Raw genomic sequence first — 18,577 nt, 5'->3', positions numbered from 1 at the left:
AAGGAAGCAAAAGAAGCAGAAAAAAAGATAAAACAGGCAAAGAAAAAGGAAAAGGAAAAGGAAAAACAGAGGGAAAAGTTAGCCAAGGAGATAGCCAAGGCAGAGAAGTTAAGAGATGCCGCTGAGGAAAAACTCTTGATGGAGAGAGTTGAGGGATGTTATCTTGAGGGCAGAGATTGTTATAAGGCCCGTCAATATGGCGAGGCAATAAAGCTATTTCAAAAGACCATTAAACTCAAACCTGATTATACTAAGGCATCCCGGTATCTTAAAAAGGCCAGGAAGAAATGGGAAAAGCAAAAAGAAAAAGAGTCCAAGAAGAAACTGGACTAAAGCGCTTAGTGAAAATAACGAAAGGGGAATAATGAAAACTTTTAAGGTTTTAGTCAGTGATGCATTAAGTAAACAAGGCCTTGAAATTTTAAAGAAAGAAAAAAGGTTGGAGGTGAATGTAAAGACCGGTCTTTCACCTGAAGAATTAAAAATAGCGATTAAAGATTATCAGGGGATTATTATCAGGAGCAAAACAAAACTTACTGCTGATATTATAGATAATGCAAAGTTGCTTAAGGTTATTGGGCGGGCCGGGGTAGGCCTGGATAATGTTGATGTAACCCAGGCTACCAAAAAAGGCATTGTCGTGATGAATGCACCCGGAGGCAACACCGTATCCACTGCCGAACATACTATGAGCATGATTTTAGCACTTTCTCGCAATATTCCACAGGCGAATTCCTCATTAAGAAAAAATAAGTGGGACAGGAAGAAATTCATGGGGGTAGAGCTCTATGGTAAGATACTGGGAATTATAGGATTAGGTAGAATAGGCTCGGAAGTAGTCAAAAGGGCGTTGAGTTTTGGGATGGAGATAACGGCCTATGACCCGTATTGTTCTGTTGAAAGGGCGAAGGGATTAAAGGTAAAATTGACAGAATTAAAAGAGGTGTTCAGGCAGGCTGATTATATTACCGTCCACACGCCATTAATAAAAGAGACTAAACACCTGATTAGTAAAAAAGAGATTGGGTTAATGAAGAAAGGCGTAAGGATTATAAACTGCGCCCGAGGCGGTATTGTCGATGAACAAGCGTTATTAAAAGGGTTAAAAAGCGGCAAGGTGGCCGGGGCAGCAATGGATGTTTTTGAGAAAGAGCCTCCGATAGATAACCCGCTTTTAAAATTGGATAATGTAATTTTCACCCCTCATCTTGGCGCCTCTACGGAAGAAGCCCAGGTAAATGTGGCGGTGGATATAGCCAGGCAGATGGCTGATGCCCTGTTAGACCGGGGAATTAAAAATGCGGCGAATATGCCGACTGTACCCAGTGAACTTCTTAAGATTATCCAGCCTTATATTACCCTGGCCGGGAAGATGGGCTCTCTTCAGATGCAGTTGAGCCAGGGCCGGCTTCAACGAATTAAGATTAAGTATAGCGGAGAGGTAATAAATTTTGATTTGGCGCCGATTACCATTGCTTTGATCAAGGGGCTGTTGGAGCCGATACTGCCCGGTATGGTAAATTATGTAAACGCGCCGTTGATTGCTAAAGAAAGAGGGATAGAGGTTGTTGAGGTTAAATCAAGTGCCAGTCTGGATTTTACTACTCTTATCTCATTGGAGATCCAGACAGATAAGATGAAATCAGCTGTTTGCGGGACGCTGTTCGGGAAGAATGATCCGAGAATAGTGATGATTGACGATTATCACGTGGACGCTGCTCCTTTCGGTTATATGATTATCACTTTTAACGAAGATAAACCTGGGATAATCGGCCGAATCGGAACAGTGCTTGGTGAAAATAATGTTAACATTGCCGGGATGACGTTTGGCAGGAGAAAGAAAGCCGGAAAGGCAATTACGGTAATAAATGTAGACAGCCCGGTATCCGATGGACTGTTAAAAAGGATAAAACAGCTTAAGTGGATTAAGGACGTGAAACTGTTAAAGCTTTAAAAATAAATTGTTGAATTGTTAGGCTGCAACAGTAATTTAGCAGTATAAACAGGGGGAATGTATGAAGAAGAATAAGATATATATTTTGGACGTGACTAATCGGGATGGAGTTCAGACTTCAAGACTGGGCCTGGCTAAGCTGGAAAAAACAATGCTCAATATGTATTTGAACGAAATGGGTGTTTATCAGTCAGAGTTTGGTTTTCCCACTACTCGTCATGAGACCAATTATCTCAACGCCAATCTTGAGCTGGCAAAGTTAGGGGTAATAAAGCCAATGATACTTTCCGGCTGGATCCGGGCTATAGCTGCTGATGTGGAAAAAGCAGTAAACGTTACCGATATAAAACATCTTAATCTTTCAATCTCGACCTCTGACCAGATGATTAAAGGAAAGTTTCAGGGCAGAAAAACGAGGCAGGACATTATAGACGTGATGACCGAAGCAGTGGATTTAGCCAAGAAAAAAGGCATCAAGACCATTGGCGTGAATGCTGAAGATTCATCCCGGACCGACATAGATTATTTAATAAAATTTTGTTTAGCAGCTAAGGCCCATAAAGCAAACCGAATCAGGTATTGTGATACCCTGGGTTATGATAACCCGTTCAGCATTTATGAGCGGGTTAAAAAACTGGCCAGTATTGTAAAGCTGCCGATTGAATTGCATTGCCATAATGATCTAGGAATGGCTGTGGCTTGTTCCCTGGCTGGTGCCAAAGGGGTTATTGACGCGGGCCAGGACGCCTATATCAATACTGCGGTTAATTCAATGGGAGAAAGGGCGGGTAACGCTGACCTGGTTTCAATTCTTGTGGCGATAAAATATTCCAGCGGGTTTGAAAATAACTATTTATTGGATGAAAAAATAGACTTGTCCAAGGCCTGGAAGATAGCAAAGTACGCTTCCTATGCCTTTGGCGTACCAATACCCAGGAATCAGGTTGCGGTCGGCGAGAATGCTTTTGCCCATGAATCGGGCATCCACGCCGACGGCGCTCTTAAAGATAGAAGAAATTACGAGCTTTACAACTTTGAGGAACTGGGCCTGGGTGAGCCGGAGCTGATTGAAACCGGCCGCCAGATTACAGCAGGAGAATATAGCGGGATCAAGGGCTTTAGAAACGTATATGAAAGGTTGGAGATAAAATTTAAAAACGAGAAAGAAACAGCTCGGATATTGGATCTGGTTCGTTATGCAAATGTGCATACTCAGAAACCGCTTACCCGCGATGAACTTAGGTTCGTTGCTAAATACCCGAAGATTGCCCGGAAGATATTTACGATGTTACCATGATTAAGTGTCATAGTGTCAAAGTGTCAAAGTGAGATTTCTGACACTCTGACACTTCGGCATTCTTAAAGGAGGTTATTTGAACACGGTTATTGTCGGCGCGCAATGGGGAGATGAAGGGAAGGGAAAGATAATAGATATCCTGGCCAGGGAAGCCGATTATATAGTCAGGTACCAGGGCGGCAACAATGCCGGCCATACAGTGGTTATCGGAAAAGAAAAATTTATCCTCCACCTGATACCTTCGGGCATTTTGCACGCCGGTAAAGTTTGTATGATCGGAAACGGCGTAGTAATCGACCCCCAGGCGCTGATCAGTGAGATCGAAGGTTTAAAAAGTAAAGGCATAAAAATAAACAGCAATTTTTTGATAGATAACAGGGTGCATATCATTTTTCCATATCACCGGGTTCTGGACAGCTTAAGAGAGGACAGGAAAGGCAGGGCCTCGATCGGAACCACTCGCCGGGGCATTGGACCTTGTTATGCTGATAAAGCCGCTAGGATTGGGTTGCGATTATGCGACTTGTTTGACGAGCAGAGCTTTGCCAAGAGATTAAAAGAAATTTTGGGGGAAAAGAACGAAATACTCAAAAAAGTCTACAATTTTAAAGGCTTTGGGTTTAAGGAGGTTTATGATACCTATTGTGGATATAGCCGCAAGATAAAGAAATATAGCTCTGACTGTTACCGGGTTTTGAATCAGGCCGCCAAAGACGGCAAAAATGTCCTTTTCGAAGGAGCACAGGGGACACTGCTCGATATAGACTACGGAACATATCCTTACGTCACTTCCTCAAGTGCAATTGCCGGAGGAGCAAGCCCTGGCACAGGTATTGGTCCGAGCAGAATAGATAAAATCATCGGAGTAGTCAAGGCCTATACCACCAGGGTGGGGGAAGGGCCTTTTCCTACTGAGTTTTCAGCCAAGCTTATGACAGCTATTCAGAAAAAGGGCGAGGAATTCGGGGCTACCACCGGCAGGTCCCGCAGATGCGGATGGTTTGATTCTGTCTTAGCAAGATATTCAGCAATAATCAATGGCTTAGATGAAATAGCGGTTACCAAACTGGATGTCTTAGACGGGCTGAAGACCCTTAATATCTGCACTGGATATCGGTATAATAATAAAATGCTTATGGATTTTCCTTCCAATACAGAGATCTTAAATAAGATAGAGCCGGTTTATGAGGAACATCCGGGCTGGGAAGAGGATACTTCACGAATTTTAGAATATAGCCGGCTTCCGCTGAATAGCCGGAAGTACTTAAAAAGAATAGCTGAGCTGCTGGAAACCAAGGTTTCTATTATCTCAGTGGGATCGGAGAGGAAACAGACGATCTTCGTGTAAACTAAATTGCTAAATGGCTAAATTGCTAAACTGTTATAGCAATTTAACCATTTAGCCATTTAGTAATTTAACAGTTTAAGAATTTCTATGAAAGTACCTCAACACATCGCTATTATAATGGACGGCAATGGCCGTTGGGCCGAAAAAATGGGTTTTTCCCGGACAGCCGGCCACAAGGCAGGAATGGAATCGATAAAGGCAACACTAAATGCCTGCCGGGAATTGGGAGTAAAGGTCTTGACTGTTTATGCTTTTTCTACCGAAAACTGGAGGCGGTCCAAAATAGAAATCAGATTTTTGATGAATTATTTGAAAGATTTCCTGATTGAATACGAAAGCGAACTCAACAAGAAAGATGTTCGGTTAAACACTATTGGCCAGTTTTCCCGGCTTCCTGCTTTGGTCAAAAAAGAGTTAAGCAGGGTGATGGAAAAAACCAGGTCTAACCAGGGCCTTATCTTTAACCTGGCGTTGAGCTACGGCGGACGGGCAGAAATTATTGAGGCGGTCAGGAAATTAATTGAGGACCTGAGGGCTGAAAAGATTAGACTAAGCCAGATCAACGAAGATGTTTTTTCCCAATATCTTTATACTGACGGCCTGCCCGATCCTGATCTTTTAATCAGAACCGGCGGGGAGATGAGAATAAGTAATTTTTTGCTCTGGCAGATTTCTTACAGTGAGCTTTATGTTACACCTACATTCTGGCCGGATTTCAGACGGGTTGATTTAATAAAAGCCGTTACTGAATACAGCCGGAGGAAAAGGCGGTTCGGAGGAGTAAAAAATGCTGGCTAAGCGGGTGCTTGTTTCTATAATTACAATGGCGGTCTGGGCCGGAGCGATCTTCTTTTTGCCGGCCTGGTGGTTCTGTATGTTTTGCGGCTTATTTATTATCCTGGGTTTGGTTGAATTTTTTGACTTGGCGCGCAGCAAGGGTATTTTTGTCCATAAATACTGGGTAATAATTTTAGGAATATTATTCTCGATGTCTTATTATTTTCAACAGACCCTGGGTGTTGAGTTTTGGGAGTTAGAGCTGATTGCCATTGGGATTATAGGTTTATTTTTGTTTCAGTTTGCGAGGCAGAATGGGGAGTCGGCTATTGTGAACATATCGGTCAGTTTGTTCGGGCTTCTGTATATTGCCTGGTTTTTCAGTTTTTTTATTAAATTAAGATATCTGGACAACGGCGGATTATGGATAAGTTTCGTAGTTTTGGTCTGTAAGCTTGGGGATGTAGGCGCTTATTTTATCGGTAAGCGTTTTGGCCGGCACAAGCTGATTCAGCGGATCAGCCCTAATAAATCTATCGAAGGCAGCCTGGGCGGATTTTTAACCAGTGTCCTGGTAGCTTATAGCGCAAGGCTGTTTTTACCGGCAGTGTCGTTTATCCATCTCTTGATACTGGGCGTCTTACTGGGGATTTTGGGCCAGCTCGGAGATCTTGCTGAGTCTTTACTTAAGCGTGACAGCCAAGTCAAGGATTCAGGCAGGATTATTCCTGGTTTCGGAGGAGTGTTGGATTTGATTGACAGTTTGTTATTTACCACGCCGGTTCTTTATTTTTATTTAACAGTAATAATGAAGGTGCAATGAAAAATATAGTTATTTTGGGCTCAACAGGTTCGATTGGCGTACAGGCACTAAGGGTAATAGAAGATTTTCCCGAAAAGTTCAGGATAGTAGGGCTTGCCTGTAATTCTAAAATTGAACTTTTAGCCGAACAGATTTATAAGTTTAATCCTGAAGTTGCGGCTGTAGCCGATAAAAAAAAGGCCGGGGAGCTTAAATCTGTTTTAAGCGGTTTAAAGACAAAGGTCCTGGCTGGTCCGGAAGGCCTGGCTGAGCTGGCTGGTTTAGAGCAGGCCCAGATGGTCATTGTGGCTTTGAGCGGGGCAGGAGGGTTGATCCCTGTCCTGAGAGCTATTGAAGCGTCAAAAGAAATAGCCCTGGCCAACAAGGAGTCCCTGGTTATGGCAGGCAGGCTGGTGACTGAAAACGCCAGGCAAAAACAGGTAAAAATATTACCGATTGATTCAGAGCACAGCGCTATTTTTCAATGCTTAAACGGTTATTCAAACAGGGAGGTAAGGCGATTGATTCTTACCGGTTCAGGAGGTCCGTTGAGTGAATTGGATTTGTCTAACTTCAAGGATATTTCCCCAAAGCAGGCGCTTAACCACCCCCGTTGGAAAATGGGCAGCAAGATTTCAATAGATTCAGCGACGCTGATGAATAAAGGCTTGGAGGTAATAGAGGCCAGGTGGCTTTTTGATGTGAATATTGACCAGATAGAGGTAATTATTCATCCCCAGGCAGTTGTCCATTCAATGGTGGAATTAATCGACGGCTCGTTTATCGCCCAGATGGGCGTTACTGATATGTATTTGCCTATTCAGTTTGCCCTTAATTATCCGGAAAGGGTTTCCACCAAGGTTCCCGGCCTTGATTTAAACCAGATAGGCCGGCTGTCATTTAGGGCTCCTGATTTAGAAAAGTTTCCCTGTCTGGAATTGGCTTATCAAGCAGCAAAGCTTGGAGGAAGCATGCCGATAGTCTTAAATGCAGCTGACGAAGAACTGGTTTATAGTTTTTTGGACAACAAGATCAGGCTGACTGATATTGCCAGGATCGTAGAAAAAGTAATGCGGGCCCATTCCCTGAAAGAAAAATCCTCGCTTAGCGAGATATTAGAAATAGATAATTGGGCACGACAGGAAACAAAGAGGTTAATCTAAGAAAATGTTAGGAATAATAGCTGTAGTATTTGTTTTTAGCGTGATAATTCTGGTCCACGAATTCGGACATTTTATAATGGCTAAGAAATGCGGGGTCAGGGTAGAGAGATTTTCTTTAGGTTTTGGCCCGGAGCTTTTGGGGATTAAGAAGGGAGATACCAGGTATTCGATCTGCCTTATTTTATTCGGCGGTTATGTCAAGATGGCCGGCGATGACCCGAGGGGTAATTTAACGGGCAAAAAATGGGAATATTTATCCCAGCCGATTTCCAGGAGATTGGCGATTGTGGCTAGCGGGCCGATCTTAAATTATCTGCTGGCCTTCATGATTTTTTTCCTGATCTTTGTAGCCGGCAGCCCGACGTTGACTTCGAGGATCGGAGGCCTGGTTGAGGATTACCCGGCCCGGATGCATAAACTGCTCGAAGGCGATAAGATTATAGCTATTGATAATCAGGAAGTCAAATACTGGGATCAGTTGACCAAGATCATTCACAGCAAGTTGGAGGGGAGTTTGGCCTTGACTATTCAGAGGCAAGACAGGATATTCCGGGTAAGGATTTCTCCCAAAATAGAAGAGGTTAAGAATATCTGGGGTCGTTCAGTCAAAATAGGGCTTATTGGAATCAGGCCTTCAGATGATATAGCGGTGTTAAGGTATAATCCGGCTGTAGCGTTTTATAAAGCCGGGGAGAAGCTGGTGTTATTGAGCTCATTGACCTTAAGAGGGATCTGGGCTATGATAAGCGGACAACAATCTTTTAAGGAATCTGTAGCCGGACCGATCCAGATCGCGTCTATTATAGGAAAAACAGCTAAGATGGGGCTGACCTATCTTTTTTCAATAATGGGAGTGATCAGCATGGCTTTGGCTATATTCAATATCTTACCTTTACCGGTGCTGGACGGAGGGCACATCATGTTTCTGGTGCTGGAAAAGATAAGAAAAAAGCCGTTGAATCTTGAGATCCAGGAGAAAATCCAGAATATAGCCCTGGTCATTCTTGTTGGTTTACTGCTGTTTGTTTCTTATAATGACATTCTGAGGTTGATGGGGAAATAGTATAAATAAATTGCTATATTCAGGCTGTGTCGTAATGTAGTTGCCTGATTTATCAGGCACAGCATAGAGCGCCCAATAAATTGGGCAACTACAATATATTGTGTATCAGTATACAACAAAATGAATTACGACACAATCTGATTGCTATATTGCTAAATTGATATTTCGTAAAAGAAATGTATAGAAATGAATTATTCAGTTCGACAGTTTAACCATTTAACAATATAGCAGTTTAACGATGCAGGAATGGTAAAGGATGGTCATTAAAAAACGTAAGACCAGACAGGTCAAGATCGGCAATGTTAAAATCGGAGGGAATGCACCTGTTTCTATCCAGTCTATGGCCAAGACCGATACAGCGGACATGCAGGTCACTGTATCGCAGATTAAAGCATTAGAACAACAGGGCTGCGAAATAGTCAGGGTGGCGGTAAAAAACATGGCCTGTGCCAGAGTCCTGGATAAAATCAAGGCAAGGATAGGCATTCCAATAGTAGCTGATATCCATTTTCATTTTCAGCTGGCCTTGGAGGCAATAAGCCGGGGCGTGGACGGTCTGCGTTTAAATCCAGGTAATATTTATCGTCGCTCGGAAATAAAACAGGTGGTAAAGATGGCGAAAAAAAAAGATATTCCGATAAGAGTGGGAGTTAATTCAGGATCGTTGCGGACCTCAGGGAAGAAAAAGAAAATAGCGGGCCAAATGGTGAAGAGTGCGCTTGATTATATAAAAATTCTTAATGACCTTGATTTTTATAGTATAATAGTTTCTTTAAAAGCCTCGGATCTGTTGACAACGGTCCAGGCCTATAGAATGATGGCAAAAAAATGCGATTACCCCTTCCATTTAGGCCTTACTGCTGCCGGGCCCGAAGACCCGGGTTCGCTAAAGTCAGCCATAGGCCTTGGCGTATTATTGGCTGAAGGGATAGGCGACACTATAAGGGTATCTCTAACAGCTGACCCGAATGAGGAAGTAAAGGTGGCACGGAACATCCTTACCGCTCTTAAATTGCGGAAAGATAAAATCGAGATAGTTTCCTGCCCGACATGCGGCAGGTGCGAGATAGAGCTGATAAAAATAGTTAAACAGGTAAAAAAAAGGTTGAACCAATTAACGATTAGTGATCATTGCTCACCGGTCAAGGTAGCGATAATGGGTTGCGTGGTTAATGGTCCGGGCGAAGCCCGGGATGCGGATGTCGGTTTGGCCGGGGGAAGAAAATCAGGAATTATCTTCAGAAAAGGAAAAATTGTTAAGAAGGTTGGGGAAAAAGAGATGGTGGACGAGTTGGTAAAAGAAATTCTAAATCCTAAAAAGTCATAGGTCATACAACTTACAACTTATGATTTATGACTTAAAACTTATGATTTTTGATTGGTTTTTTATGGTGAATTTATGAAGTGGTCAGAATCTTTTATCCCTACTTTAAAAGAAACACCTTCAGATGCCGAGGTGATTAGCCATAAGCTTATGCTGCGGGCAGGGTTGATCAGAAAGCTTGCCTCCGGCGTCTATTCGTATCTGCCGTTGGGATTAAAAATATTAGAGCGGGTTAAAGGTATAATCCGCCAGGAAATGAACAGTTTAGGCGGACAGGAAGTTTTACTTCCGGCTTTGCAGCCGGCTGAACTCTGGGAGAATTCGGGTAGAGACAAAGAAATCGGTAAGGTAATGATCCGGTTTATTGACCGGCATAATAAAAAAATGGTATTGGGGCCTACCCACGAAGAAGTAATTACTGACCTGGTTAAGAAGGACGTTAAATCTTACCGTCAGCTTCCGGTTGTGCTTTACCAGATCCAGACCAAGTTTAGGGATGAGCCCCGGCCGCGGTTTGGGGTTTTAAGAAGTTGTGAATTCATTATGAAAGATGCCTATAGTTTTGACCGGGATGTCAGCGGCCTGAGCCGGAACTATTCAAAAATGTACGATGCCTATTGCAGGATTTTTAAACGCTGCGGATTAAAGTTTGCTATAAAAGAGGCAGATCCCGGGATGATGGGAGGAGATGTCTCGCACGAGTTTGTGGTTCCGGCAGGTGGGGGGAGAGAAGAAATCGAAATCGGGCATATATTTAAACTGGGAGTTAAATATTCAAAGATCCTGAATGCTGCTTTCCTCGATGAAAAAGGCCGGGCCAGGCCAATAATTATGGGCTGTTACGGCATTGGCGTTAATAGGATTGTGGCTGCCGCTATTGAACAGAGTCACGATAAGCAGGGGATTATCTGGCCAATGGGCATTAGCCCTTACCAGACAATAGTCTTATTAATAGATCCTTCTCAAGGCCCAAGTAAAAAGTGTGCAAGCCTGGTTTACAGTCAGCTGAGCCAGGAGAAGATTGATGTCTTGCTGGACGATCGGGACGAAAGGCCGGGCGTCAAGTTTAAAGATGCTGACCTGATCGGAATACCTCTACAACTGATTGTCAGTGAAAGAAACCTGAAGCTTGATCAGATAGAGTTGAAACTGCGCAGGAATAATAAGGTCATAAAGGTCAAAAAAGAAGAACTCATAGACAAAGTTAAGAAAATAATCAGGGATGAGGTGCCCAAATGAACGGAGAACTGTTAGGTATTATTGATTCTATTGAAAGAGACAAGGGGATTGACCGGGAAATGCTCATTCAGACTGTAGAGTCTGCCTTGCTTTCGGCATTTCGCAAATCCAGCGATGATATCGAAGGGGTGAGTATTAAAATCAATCGTGATTCAGGGGCGATAAAAATAATGCGCGGGAAAAAAGAAATCAGCAAGCGCAACTTTGGAAGAATTGCTGCTCAAACCGCTCGGCAGGTGATTATCCAGAGGATCAGAGAAGCAGAAAGAGAAAGTATCCATCAGGAATTTAAAGGCAAGGTCGGCGAGATAGTCAATGGCACTGTCCATCATTTTGAGCGGGGCAATATTGTAGTTGACCTGGGCAAGACAGAGGCTGTGCTTCTTAAAAGGGAACAGATAAGCAAGGAAAGATATCGTCAGGGAGACAGGGTCAGGGCTTATATCCTGGAGGTTAAGAAGTCCAACAGGGGGCCTCAAATTGTTCTTTCCCGGATCCACCCGTTTTTTATCAAAGAATTGTTTGAGCTGGAGGTGCCTGAGATATATGAGAAGGTGGTACAGGTAAAATCCGTGTCCCGGGAGGCAGGGGAGAGGACCAAGATCGCTGTATCTTCTAATGACGAAAAAGTGGATCCAGTGGGAGCCTGTGTCGGAATAAGGGGCCAGAGGGTCAAAAATGTGATCCGGGAGATTGGAGACGAAAAAATAGATATTGTCAGATGGAGCAACGATACCCAAGTCTATATTACCAATGCCTTGAGTCCGGCTGAAATCTCAACTATTAAGATGGATAAGGATAAACATAGCTGCGAGGTGATTGTTGCTGACGACCAGCTTTCCCTGGCTATCGGCAAACGGGGACAGAACGTGAGGTTGGCGGCAAAACTTACCGGCTGGAGAATTGATATCCGGGGCCAGAGCCAGGGCATTGCCTTATCTTCGTTAACAGGCGTGGGTCCCAAAACTGAAAAGGTGCTGGTTGGGGCCGGATATAAAAGCGTCACTGAGATTATCAAAGCGGGTTCGGCAGAATTAAGCAAGGTAAAAGGAATAGGTAAAAAGACAGCTGTAAAGATCTATCAGAGCGCTAAAAAGACGAGCGAGAAGGGGTCAAAATGAGGGTTCACGAATTAGCTAAAAAATTAAACATAACCAGCCAACAAGTTATAGATCAACTGAAGAACCTGAAAATAAAGGTCAAAAGCCATATGAGTACTGTTAACCAGGATACTCTGGCCTTGCTTAAGCAACAGCTTGGCAGAGAAAAAAAGCCGGTAGTCCCGCCTTTGGCGAAAATTCAGGTTAAGTTACCGATTAGGGTAACCGGCCTGGCTGTGAAAATGGGGATAAAACCGAACGAACTTTTAAAAAGACTTTTAAAGTTAAATATAATTATTAATATTAACAGTTCGCTGGACGAAAAGGTTGTTAAACTTACAGCAGAGCAGTTTAATTATCAAATAGATATTTTACCTACAGAAGAAGAGGCTGTTTTTATTGAAGAAAAAGAAGATCAGTCAAAATTGGTTAAAAGGCCGCCGGTAGTTACTCTGATGGGTCATGTTGACCACGGTAAAACCTCTTTGCTGGATGCTATTCGTCAGACCAATCTTACTGCTAAAGAAGCCGGCAGGATTACGCAGCATATCGGAGCTTATGAGGTAACCTTAGATAATGGCCAGGTTACTTTTCTGGACACGCCGGGCCACGAGGCTTTTACTGCAATGAGAGCCCGGGGAGCCAATGTTACTGATATCGTAGTACTGGTAGTGGCTGCTGATGACGGGGTTATGCCCCAGACTGTCGAGGCCATTGATCACGCTCGGGCAGCAGGTGTGCCGATGGTTGTGGCTATAAACAAAATAGATATTCCCGGTACAAATTTAGTCAAGATTAAACGACAGCTCCAATCATATGACCTGACCTCAGAGGATATGGGCGGTAAGACCATTACTGTAGGTGTCTCGGCCCAGACCAAGGAGGGGATAAGCGGCCTTCTGGAGATGCTGCTTTTAGAGGCAGAGATGCTGGAGCTTAAGGCCAATCCAAATAAGCTCGGCCGGGGAGTAATTATTGAAGGAAAACTTTCAATCGGCCGGGGTTCAGTGGCTACAGTGTTGGTCAGGAACGGGACCTTGCGTACCGGGGATGTGGTTATCAGCGGACTTTATTACGGAAGGATAAAATCCATGCTTGATGATAAGGGCCGCAGGGTAAAAGAGGCTCCTCCGTCTATGCCGGTTGAGATTTCCGGACTTTCCGGAGTGCCGGTTGCCGGGGATGAATTTTTCGTGGTTAAAGATGAAAAATTAGCTAAAGAAATTTCTGCAAAAAGAGCACTTAAGGTAAAAGAAAAAAAACTGCAGTCCTTAACCCGGGTCACCTTAGAGGATATTTATGACCAAATCAAGGGTGGCAAAATAAAGGAGCTTAACATAATTTTAAAGGCAGATGTACATGGCTCGGTTGAGGCTTTAAAGGAATCCCTTGATAAATTAAGTACCGGGGAAATAAAATTGAAAGTAATCCACAGCGGGGTGGGCGGGGTTAATGACTCGGATGTAATGCTGGCTGCTGCCTCTAAAGCGATTATTATCGGCTTTCATATTAAGCGGGATCCGGCGCAGGACGAGTTATTTGAAAAACAAGGGGTGGATGTCCGGTTTTATGATATTATTTACGAAGCAATAGCTGATATCAGGGCGGCAATGGAAGGGCTTTTAGAGCCGGGCACAAAGAAGGTTGTTCTTGGCCGGGCCGAAGTCCGTCAGGTATTCAGGGTTTCTAAAGTAGGGATAGTGGCCGGCTGTTTTGTCAAAAAGGGCAAGATAACCCGCAATTCACGCGTTCAGCTGATCAGGGCGAGTGAGGTGATTTACGAAGGGACAATTAATTCTTTAAAGCGGTTCAAGGAAGATGCCAAAGAGGTCGAGGAAGGATTTGAGTGCGGGATCGGATTTGATAATTTTAGTGATGTTAAATCGAGAGATATTATCGAGCCTTATCGGATAGAAAAAATAACGAGAAGGCTTTAAAGATTATTGTTAAACTGTTAAACTGATAAATTGCCAAACTGTTATAGCAATTTAACCATTTAACCATTTAGCAATTTAACAATTTAACAATTTAAACGGTGATATTTAAATTGGCGATAGAGGGCCGATAGTTCAGTTGGAAGAACGCTACATTCGCATTGTAGAGGTCAGGGGTTCAAATCCCCTTCGGTCCACCTGATGAGTTAGCGAGTTAACCTGTTAGCGAGTTAGCCTGTTAAAAGAAAAAACAATTCTAATAACAAGGTTTGTGCACATATTTATTGAATATTTAAAAACCGGCTCACCGGCTGACAGGCTAACTGGCTAACAAATTATAAGGGAGGTTTGTAATGATCAGTTTTGAAGATTTTAAAAAGCTGGATATAAGGGTAGCAGAGGTTATTGAGGTAACCGATCACCCCAATGCTGATAAACTATATTTAGTAAAGATTAAAATCGCTGAGGAAGAACGAGAAATAGTGGCCGGGATCAAAGGACCTTATACAAAAGAAGAGTTGGCCGGCAAAAAAGTAATAGTAGTGATGAATATTGAACCAGCTACTATCAGGGGCGTAGAAAGCAAAGCCATGCTTTTGGCGGCTCGGGACGAAGATTCCCTTTCGATACTTACGGTTGATAAGCCGATTAGTGCCGGGAGTAAGGTATCTTAATAAGATAAACTGTTAAATTGCTAAATGGCTAAATTGCTACAAAACTTTCTCTGGTATAACAATTTAACAGTTTATCAATTTAACAATTTAATTCAGGGAGTATTTTAAAGTGGTTATAAAAGCGATCAGGGGGATGAATGATATCCTGCCTGGTGAAATTGCTAGATGGCGGGATCTAGAACAAACCAGCCGAGAGGTTTTTGAACTCTATGGTTATTCAGAAATACGAACGCCGGTTTTAGAAGAAGCGGCTTTATTTATCAGAGGCATCGGAAAAACCACTGATATTGTCTCTAAGCAAATGTATAGCTTTTCTGATTCTAAGGGCCGCAAGCTTACTCTTCGTCCGGAGGAGACTGCGCCGGTGCTCAGGGCTTATTTGGAGCACAACCTGGATAAAAAGCAGGGGTTCAGCAAGTTTTATTATATTGGTCCGATGTTTAGAAGTGAAAGGCCCCAGTCTGGACGCAGCCGGCAATTTCATCAAATAGGCCTGGAGGCTATTGGTTCATCCAGCCCTTATCTGGACTGCGAGATAATATCTGCTTTAATAGAAGTGTTTAAAAGATTAAAATTGGAGGGCTATATTCTTAAATTGAGTAGTGTGGGCTGCGGGAAATGCCGGCCGGGATTTGAAAAGGTTTTAAAAAATAGCCTTTCCGGGGATGTCAATTTACTATGTCCTGACTGCCAACGAAGATTTGGGACTAATATATTCCGTATATTGGATTGTAAAAACTCAAACTGCCGGGCTGTTATAAGAAAAGCGCCGGTCATTTTGGACTATCTTTGCAAAGACTGCGCTGAGCATTTTGAAAAAGTAAAACAAGGCCTGAAACTCTTACAGATTAATTACAAATTTGATAGTCATCTGGTCAGGGGCCTGGATTATTACACCAAGACTACATTTGAAATTGAACAGTCTTTGCTCGGCAGCCAGAACGCAATAGCAGCTGGAGGCAGGTATGACGACCTGAGTCAGGAGCTGGGCGGCCCGCAAATAAGGGCTTGCGGGATGTCTATTGGCATGGAAAGGGTCTTACTGGCATTAAAAGGCCGGGATAGAAAATCTCCCCTGCCCAAGAAGAGCGTTTATCTGGCAACCGTAGGACAGAAGGCCTATGACGAGGGATACAGGATGCTGCAGAAACTGCGCAGTCGGGGCGTAAAAACAGAGATTGATTATCAAGCAAGGTCTTTAAAGGCCCAGTTGAGATCAGCCGGCAAGTTGGATTGCGGATATGTTGTGATTATTGGAGAAGATGAGCTCAGCAGGAACAAGGTTATTTTAAGGGATATGAAGAATGGAAAACAGAGTGAGGTTAAAATAACTCAGATAATAAATAAGGTAAAAGAACTGCTAAATGACTAAACTGTTAAATTGTTAAATTGCTAAACTGCTAAATGGCTATATTGTTAAACTGTTAGATTGCTAAATGGTTAAATTGTTAAATTTTGTATCTTAAGATTTAGAGTGCAATTTTTCAGTTCAGTAATTTAACAATTTAGCAATTTAGCAATTTAAATCAGGCAAGATTATGAAAAGGACACATACCTGCGGGGAGCTTAATACAAAGTGGATCGGTAAAGAGGTGGTTTTATCTGGTTGGGTAAGCGGAAACCGGGACCACGGAGAGCTCACATTTATTGACCTCCGGGATAAAAGCGGCATTACCCAGCTGGTTTTTAACCCTCAGGCCGATAAACAACTTCACCAGTCTGCTAAACAGCTTAGAAGCGAATATGTAATATCTGTCCGGGGTATTGTTTCCCGGAGGCCGGAAGGCACGGTCAACCCCAAACTTTCTACCGGCGAAATCGAGATTTTAGCCAGGGAGATAAAAGTTCTGAATAAATCCCTGGTTTCTCCTTTTGAGATCGCTGACAATGTTAAGATATCAGAAGACCTGAGGTTGACCTACCGCTATCTGGATTTACGAAGGTCATTGATGCAGAAAAATCTTCGGTTCCGTCATAGTGTCTGTCAGGTAGTCAGGAGATTTTTGGATCAACAAGGCTTTATAGAAGTAGAAACCCCGATTCTTACCAAGTCCACTCCGGAAGGCGCGCGTGACTATCTGGTTCCCGCAAGGTTGAATCCGGGTAAATTCTATGCTCTTCCGCAGTCACCCCAGTTGTTCAAGCAGATCCTGATGGTAGCCGGGGTTGAAAAGTATTTTCAGATCGTGCGTTGCTTTAGAGATGAGGATTTAAGAAGAGACAGACAGCCCGAGCACACTCAGATAGATATCGAGATGTCATTTATTGAGCCGGAGGATATATTCGGCCTGATCGAAAAGATGCTCTCAGGCCTGTTTGAGAAGATGCTGGGGGTAAAAATAGAACTTCCCTTCCCACGCATTTCTTATTCCGAAGCTACCGGTAAATTTGGGACCGAAAAACCGGACACAAGGTTTAAAATGGAACTGGTAGATATCACTGGGATTGCCGGCCGGAGCGATTTTGAAATATTTAAAAAAGCGGTTAGGCAGGGAAACTTTGTTAAAGGAATAAAGGTCGATGGCTGCAGCAAGTTTTCAATAAGACAATTAGATGATTTAAGAAAATTTGTTTTGGGCCTTGGGGCCAAAGGGCTGGTCTGGTTTAAGGTAGAAAAAAATAAGTTTAGTTCCCCGGTAAGTAAATTTTTCAAGGACCCGGTAATTAAAGAATTATCCAGAGCAATGGCTGCTCAGGAAGGGGACTTGCTTCTGTTTGTTGCCGATCAGCCTGTAATTGTGCTTAGGTGCCTGGCTGAATTACGCCTGCATTTGGCCCGGGAACTTAAACTGATCCCAAAAGACAGATATAATTTTTCCTGGATACTTGACTTTCCTCTTTTAGAATGGAGTGAAGAAGACAGTAGGTTTCAAGCAAGGCACCATCCGTTTACCGCGCCTCGGGATGAAGACCTGGGATTACTTTTTAAGGAGCCGGGCCGGGTGAGGGCCAGGGCTTATGACTTGGTCTTAAACGGGATAGAGGTCGGCGGAGGCAGTATCAGGATTCATAAACCCGATGTTCAGGAAAAGGTATTTAAGGCCCTGAAGATCGATCAGGAAGCAGTCAAAGAAAAATTCGGATTCCTCTTAGATGCATTGAAATACGGCGCGCCCCCTCACGGCGGAATAGCCTTAGGGCTGGATAGATTATTGATGCTTATGTTGGGATTGCCCACCATCCGGGATGTAATCGCTTTTCCCAAAACCCAGAAAGCCGCCTGTTTAATGACCGGAGCGCCCGATCAAGTCGAAGCCAGACAGGTTAAAGAGCTTGGTTTGGTAGTAAAAAAGTGAGAATGTAAAACGAGAACCGCCAGGAGAAATGATGAAATTAGATAAGTCCGGAAAAAACCAGATATTCGGTAAATTATTGATTGCTGTAATACTGATTACGGTTTTGATAGCAACCCTCTTGGCTAAAGAGAGTTATAAGTGGGGTCTGGAAAAAGGAGATGTCAGCTCAGCCGATATTTACGCCCCGTTTGATTTTTCTTATGTGGACGAAAAATCTACTCTTGAGTTAAAGGCTCAGCGGGCAGCAGAAGTGAAGCCGGTTTATGATTTTGACCCTGGCCTTGGTCAGAAGGTTCTCGCTGACCTGAATGATTTTTATAAGTCCCTGGCCCAACTTCCAGAAGGAATTGAGACAGAAGAGTTCACCGGGCTTACTATTTTCGAGATCAGAGCGGCATTGAATAGCCAAGAGGCTGAAGGGATTTATCAAAAAACAGAACAGTTAGCCAAGTTCATTATGCTTAAGGAAATATCCGACCAGATAGATAAAAAAGACGGTTTTATTATTGTTCGTAATACGGCAACTAATGCAGACAGAGAACAGGATGCATCGGAGGTTCTAACGACTAAAAGCGCCGGGAAGGAGCTTCTTGATAAAGCAATGGT

The 18,577-nt window shown here is 43.3% G+C and carries 16 protein-coding genes and 1 tRNA gene; all 17 read left to right on the top strand.

What is annotated here, in order from left to right; genetic code table 11:
• A partial coding sequence (locus U9Q08_00480; protein MEA3328207.1) for a tetratricopeptide repeat protein occupies nt 1–333 on the top strand: 333 nt, incomplete at its 5' end.
• Between the two features lie 31 nt (nt 334–364).
• Nucleotides 365–1,954, top strand: coding sequence for a phosphoglycerate dehydrogenase (serA, locus tag U9Q08_00475; protein MEA3328206.1), 1,590 nt, complete (start codon nt 365–367; stop codon nt 1,952–1,954).
• A 61-nt stretch (nt 1,955–2,015) separates the two neighbouring features.
• A complete protein-coding gene (locus U9Q08_00470; protein MEA3328205.1) occupies nt 2,016–3,251 on the top strand; it encodes a homocitrate synthase in 1,236 nt (411 codons plus the stop codon).
• Nucleotides 3,252–3,327: 76 nt separating this feature from the next.
• Entirely contained in the window at nt 3,328–4,599 is a 1,272-nt protein-coding gene (locus tag U9Q08_00465; protein ID MEA3328204.1) for an adenylosuccinate synthase, read from the top strand.
• Between the two features lie 87 nt (nt 4,600–4,686).
• On the top strand, nt 4,687–5,397 hold the full coding sequence (locus U9Q08_00460; protein MEA3328203.1) for an isoprenyl transferase: 711 nt from the start codon (nt 4,687–4,689) through the stop codon (nt 5,395–5,397).
• Nucleotides 5,387–6,199, top strand: a complete 813-nt coding sequence (locus tag U9Q08_00455; protein ID MEA3328202.1) for a phosphatidate cytidylyltransferase — start codon at nt 5,387–5,389, stop codon at nt 6,197–6,199. The genes U9Q08_00460 and U9Q08_00455 overlap by 11 nt, the downstream gene beginning before the upstream one ends.
• A complete protein-coding gene (locus U9Q08_00450; GenBank protein MEA3328201.1) occupies nt 6,196–7,341 on the top strand; it encodes a 1-deoxy-D-xylulose-5-phosphate reductoisomerase in 1,146 nt (381 codons plus the stop codon). The genes U9Q08_00455 and U9Q08_00450 overlap by 4 nt, the downstream gene beginning before the upstream one ends.
• A gap of 4 nt (nt 7,342–7,345) precedes the next feature.
• Nucleotides 7,346–8,404, top strand: a complete 1,059-nt coding sequence (gene rseP, locus U9Q08_00445) for an RIP metalloprotease RseP (protein MEA3328200.1) — start codon at nt 7,346–7,348, stop codon at nt 8,402–8,404.
• 256 nt (nt 8,405–8,660) lie between these two features.
• Nucleotides 8,661–9,731, top strand: a complete 1,071-nt coding sequence (gene ispG, locus U9Q08_00440; GenBank protein ID MEA3328199.1) for a flavodoxin-dependent (E)-4-hydroxy-3-methylbut-2-enyl-diphosphate synthase — start codon at nt 8,661–8,663, stop codon at nt 9,729–9,731.
• 72 nt (nt 9,732–9,803) lie between these two features.
• A complete protein-coding gene (gene proS / locus U9Q08_00435) occupies nt 9,804–10,967 on the top strand; it encodes a proline--tRNA ligase (protein ID MEA3328198.1) in 1,164 nt (387 codons plus the stop codon).
• Nucleotides 10,964–12,088, top strand: a complete 1,125-nt coding sequence (gene nusA, locus U9Q08_00430) for a transcription termination factor NusA (protein ID MEA3328197.1) — start codon at nt 10,964–10,966, stop codon at nt 12,086–12,088. Before proS ends, nusA begins: the two co-directional genes overlap by 4 nt.
• Nucleotides 12,085–14,004: a translation initiation factor IF-2 gene (gene infB, locus U9Q08_00425; protein MEA3328196.1), complete on the top strand. Its 1,920-nt coding sequence runs from the start codon at nt 12,085–12,087 to the stop codon at nt 14,002–14,004. The genes nusA and infB overlap by 4 nt, the downstream gene beginning before the upstream one ends.
• A 121-nt stretch (nt 14,005–14,125) precedes the next feature.
• Nucleotides 14,126–14,198 (top strand) — tRNA-Ala (locus U9Q08_00420).
• 156 nt (nt 14,199–14,354) lie between these two features.
• Nucleotides 14,355–14,675: a hypothetical protein gene (locus U9Q08_00415; protein MEA3328195.1), complete on the top strand. Its 321-nt coding sequence runs from the start codon at nt 14,355–14,357 to the stop codon at nt 14,673–14,675.
• Between the two features lie 109 nt (nt 14,676–14,784).
• Nucleotides 14,785–16,047 carry a histidine--tRNA ligase gene (gene hisS / locus U9Q08_00410; protein MEA3328194.1) on the top strand — a complete coding sequence of 421 codons (1,263 nt, stop codon included), beginning with the start codon at nt 14,785–14,787 and terminating at the stop codon, nt 16,045–16,047.
• Nucleotides 16,048–16,213: 166 nt separating this feature from the next.
• A complete protein-coding gene (aspS, locus tag U9Q08_00405; protein ID MEA3328193.1) occupies nt 16,214–17,971 on the top strand; it encodes an aspartate--tRNA ligase in 1,758 nt (585 codons plus the stop codon).
• A gap of 28 nt (nt 17,972–17,999) precedes the next feature.
• On the top strand, nt 18,000–18,577 hold a 578-nt coding region (locus U9Q08_00400), incomplete at its 3' end, for a hypothetical protein (GenBank protein MEA3328192.1).

The organism is Candidatus Omnitrophota bacterium, from assembly GCA_034717435.1.
Taxonomy (GTDB): domain Bacteria; phylum Omnitrophota; class JAUWXU01; order JAUWXU01; family JAUWXU01; genus JAYELI01.
The sequence above is the reverse complement of the archived record's forward strand: the minus strand, read 5'-3'. Positions and strand labels throughout refer to the sequence as shown.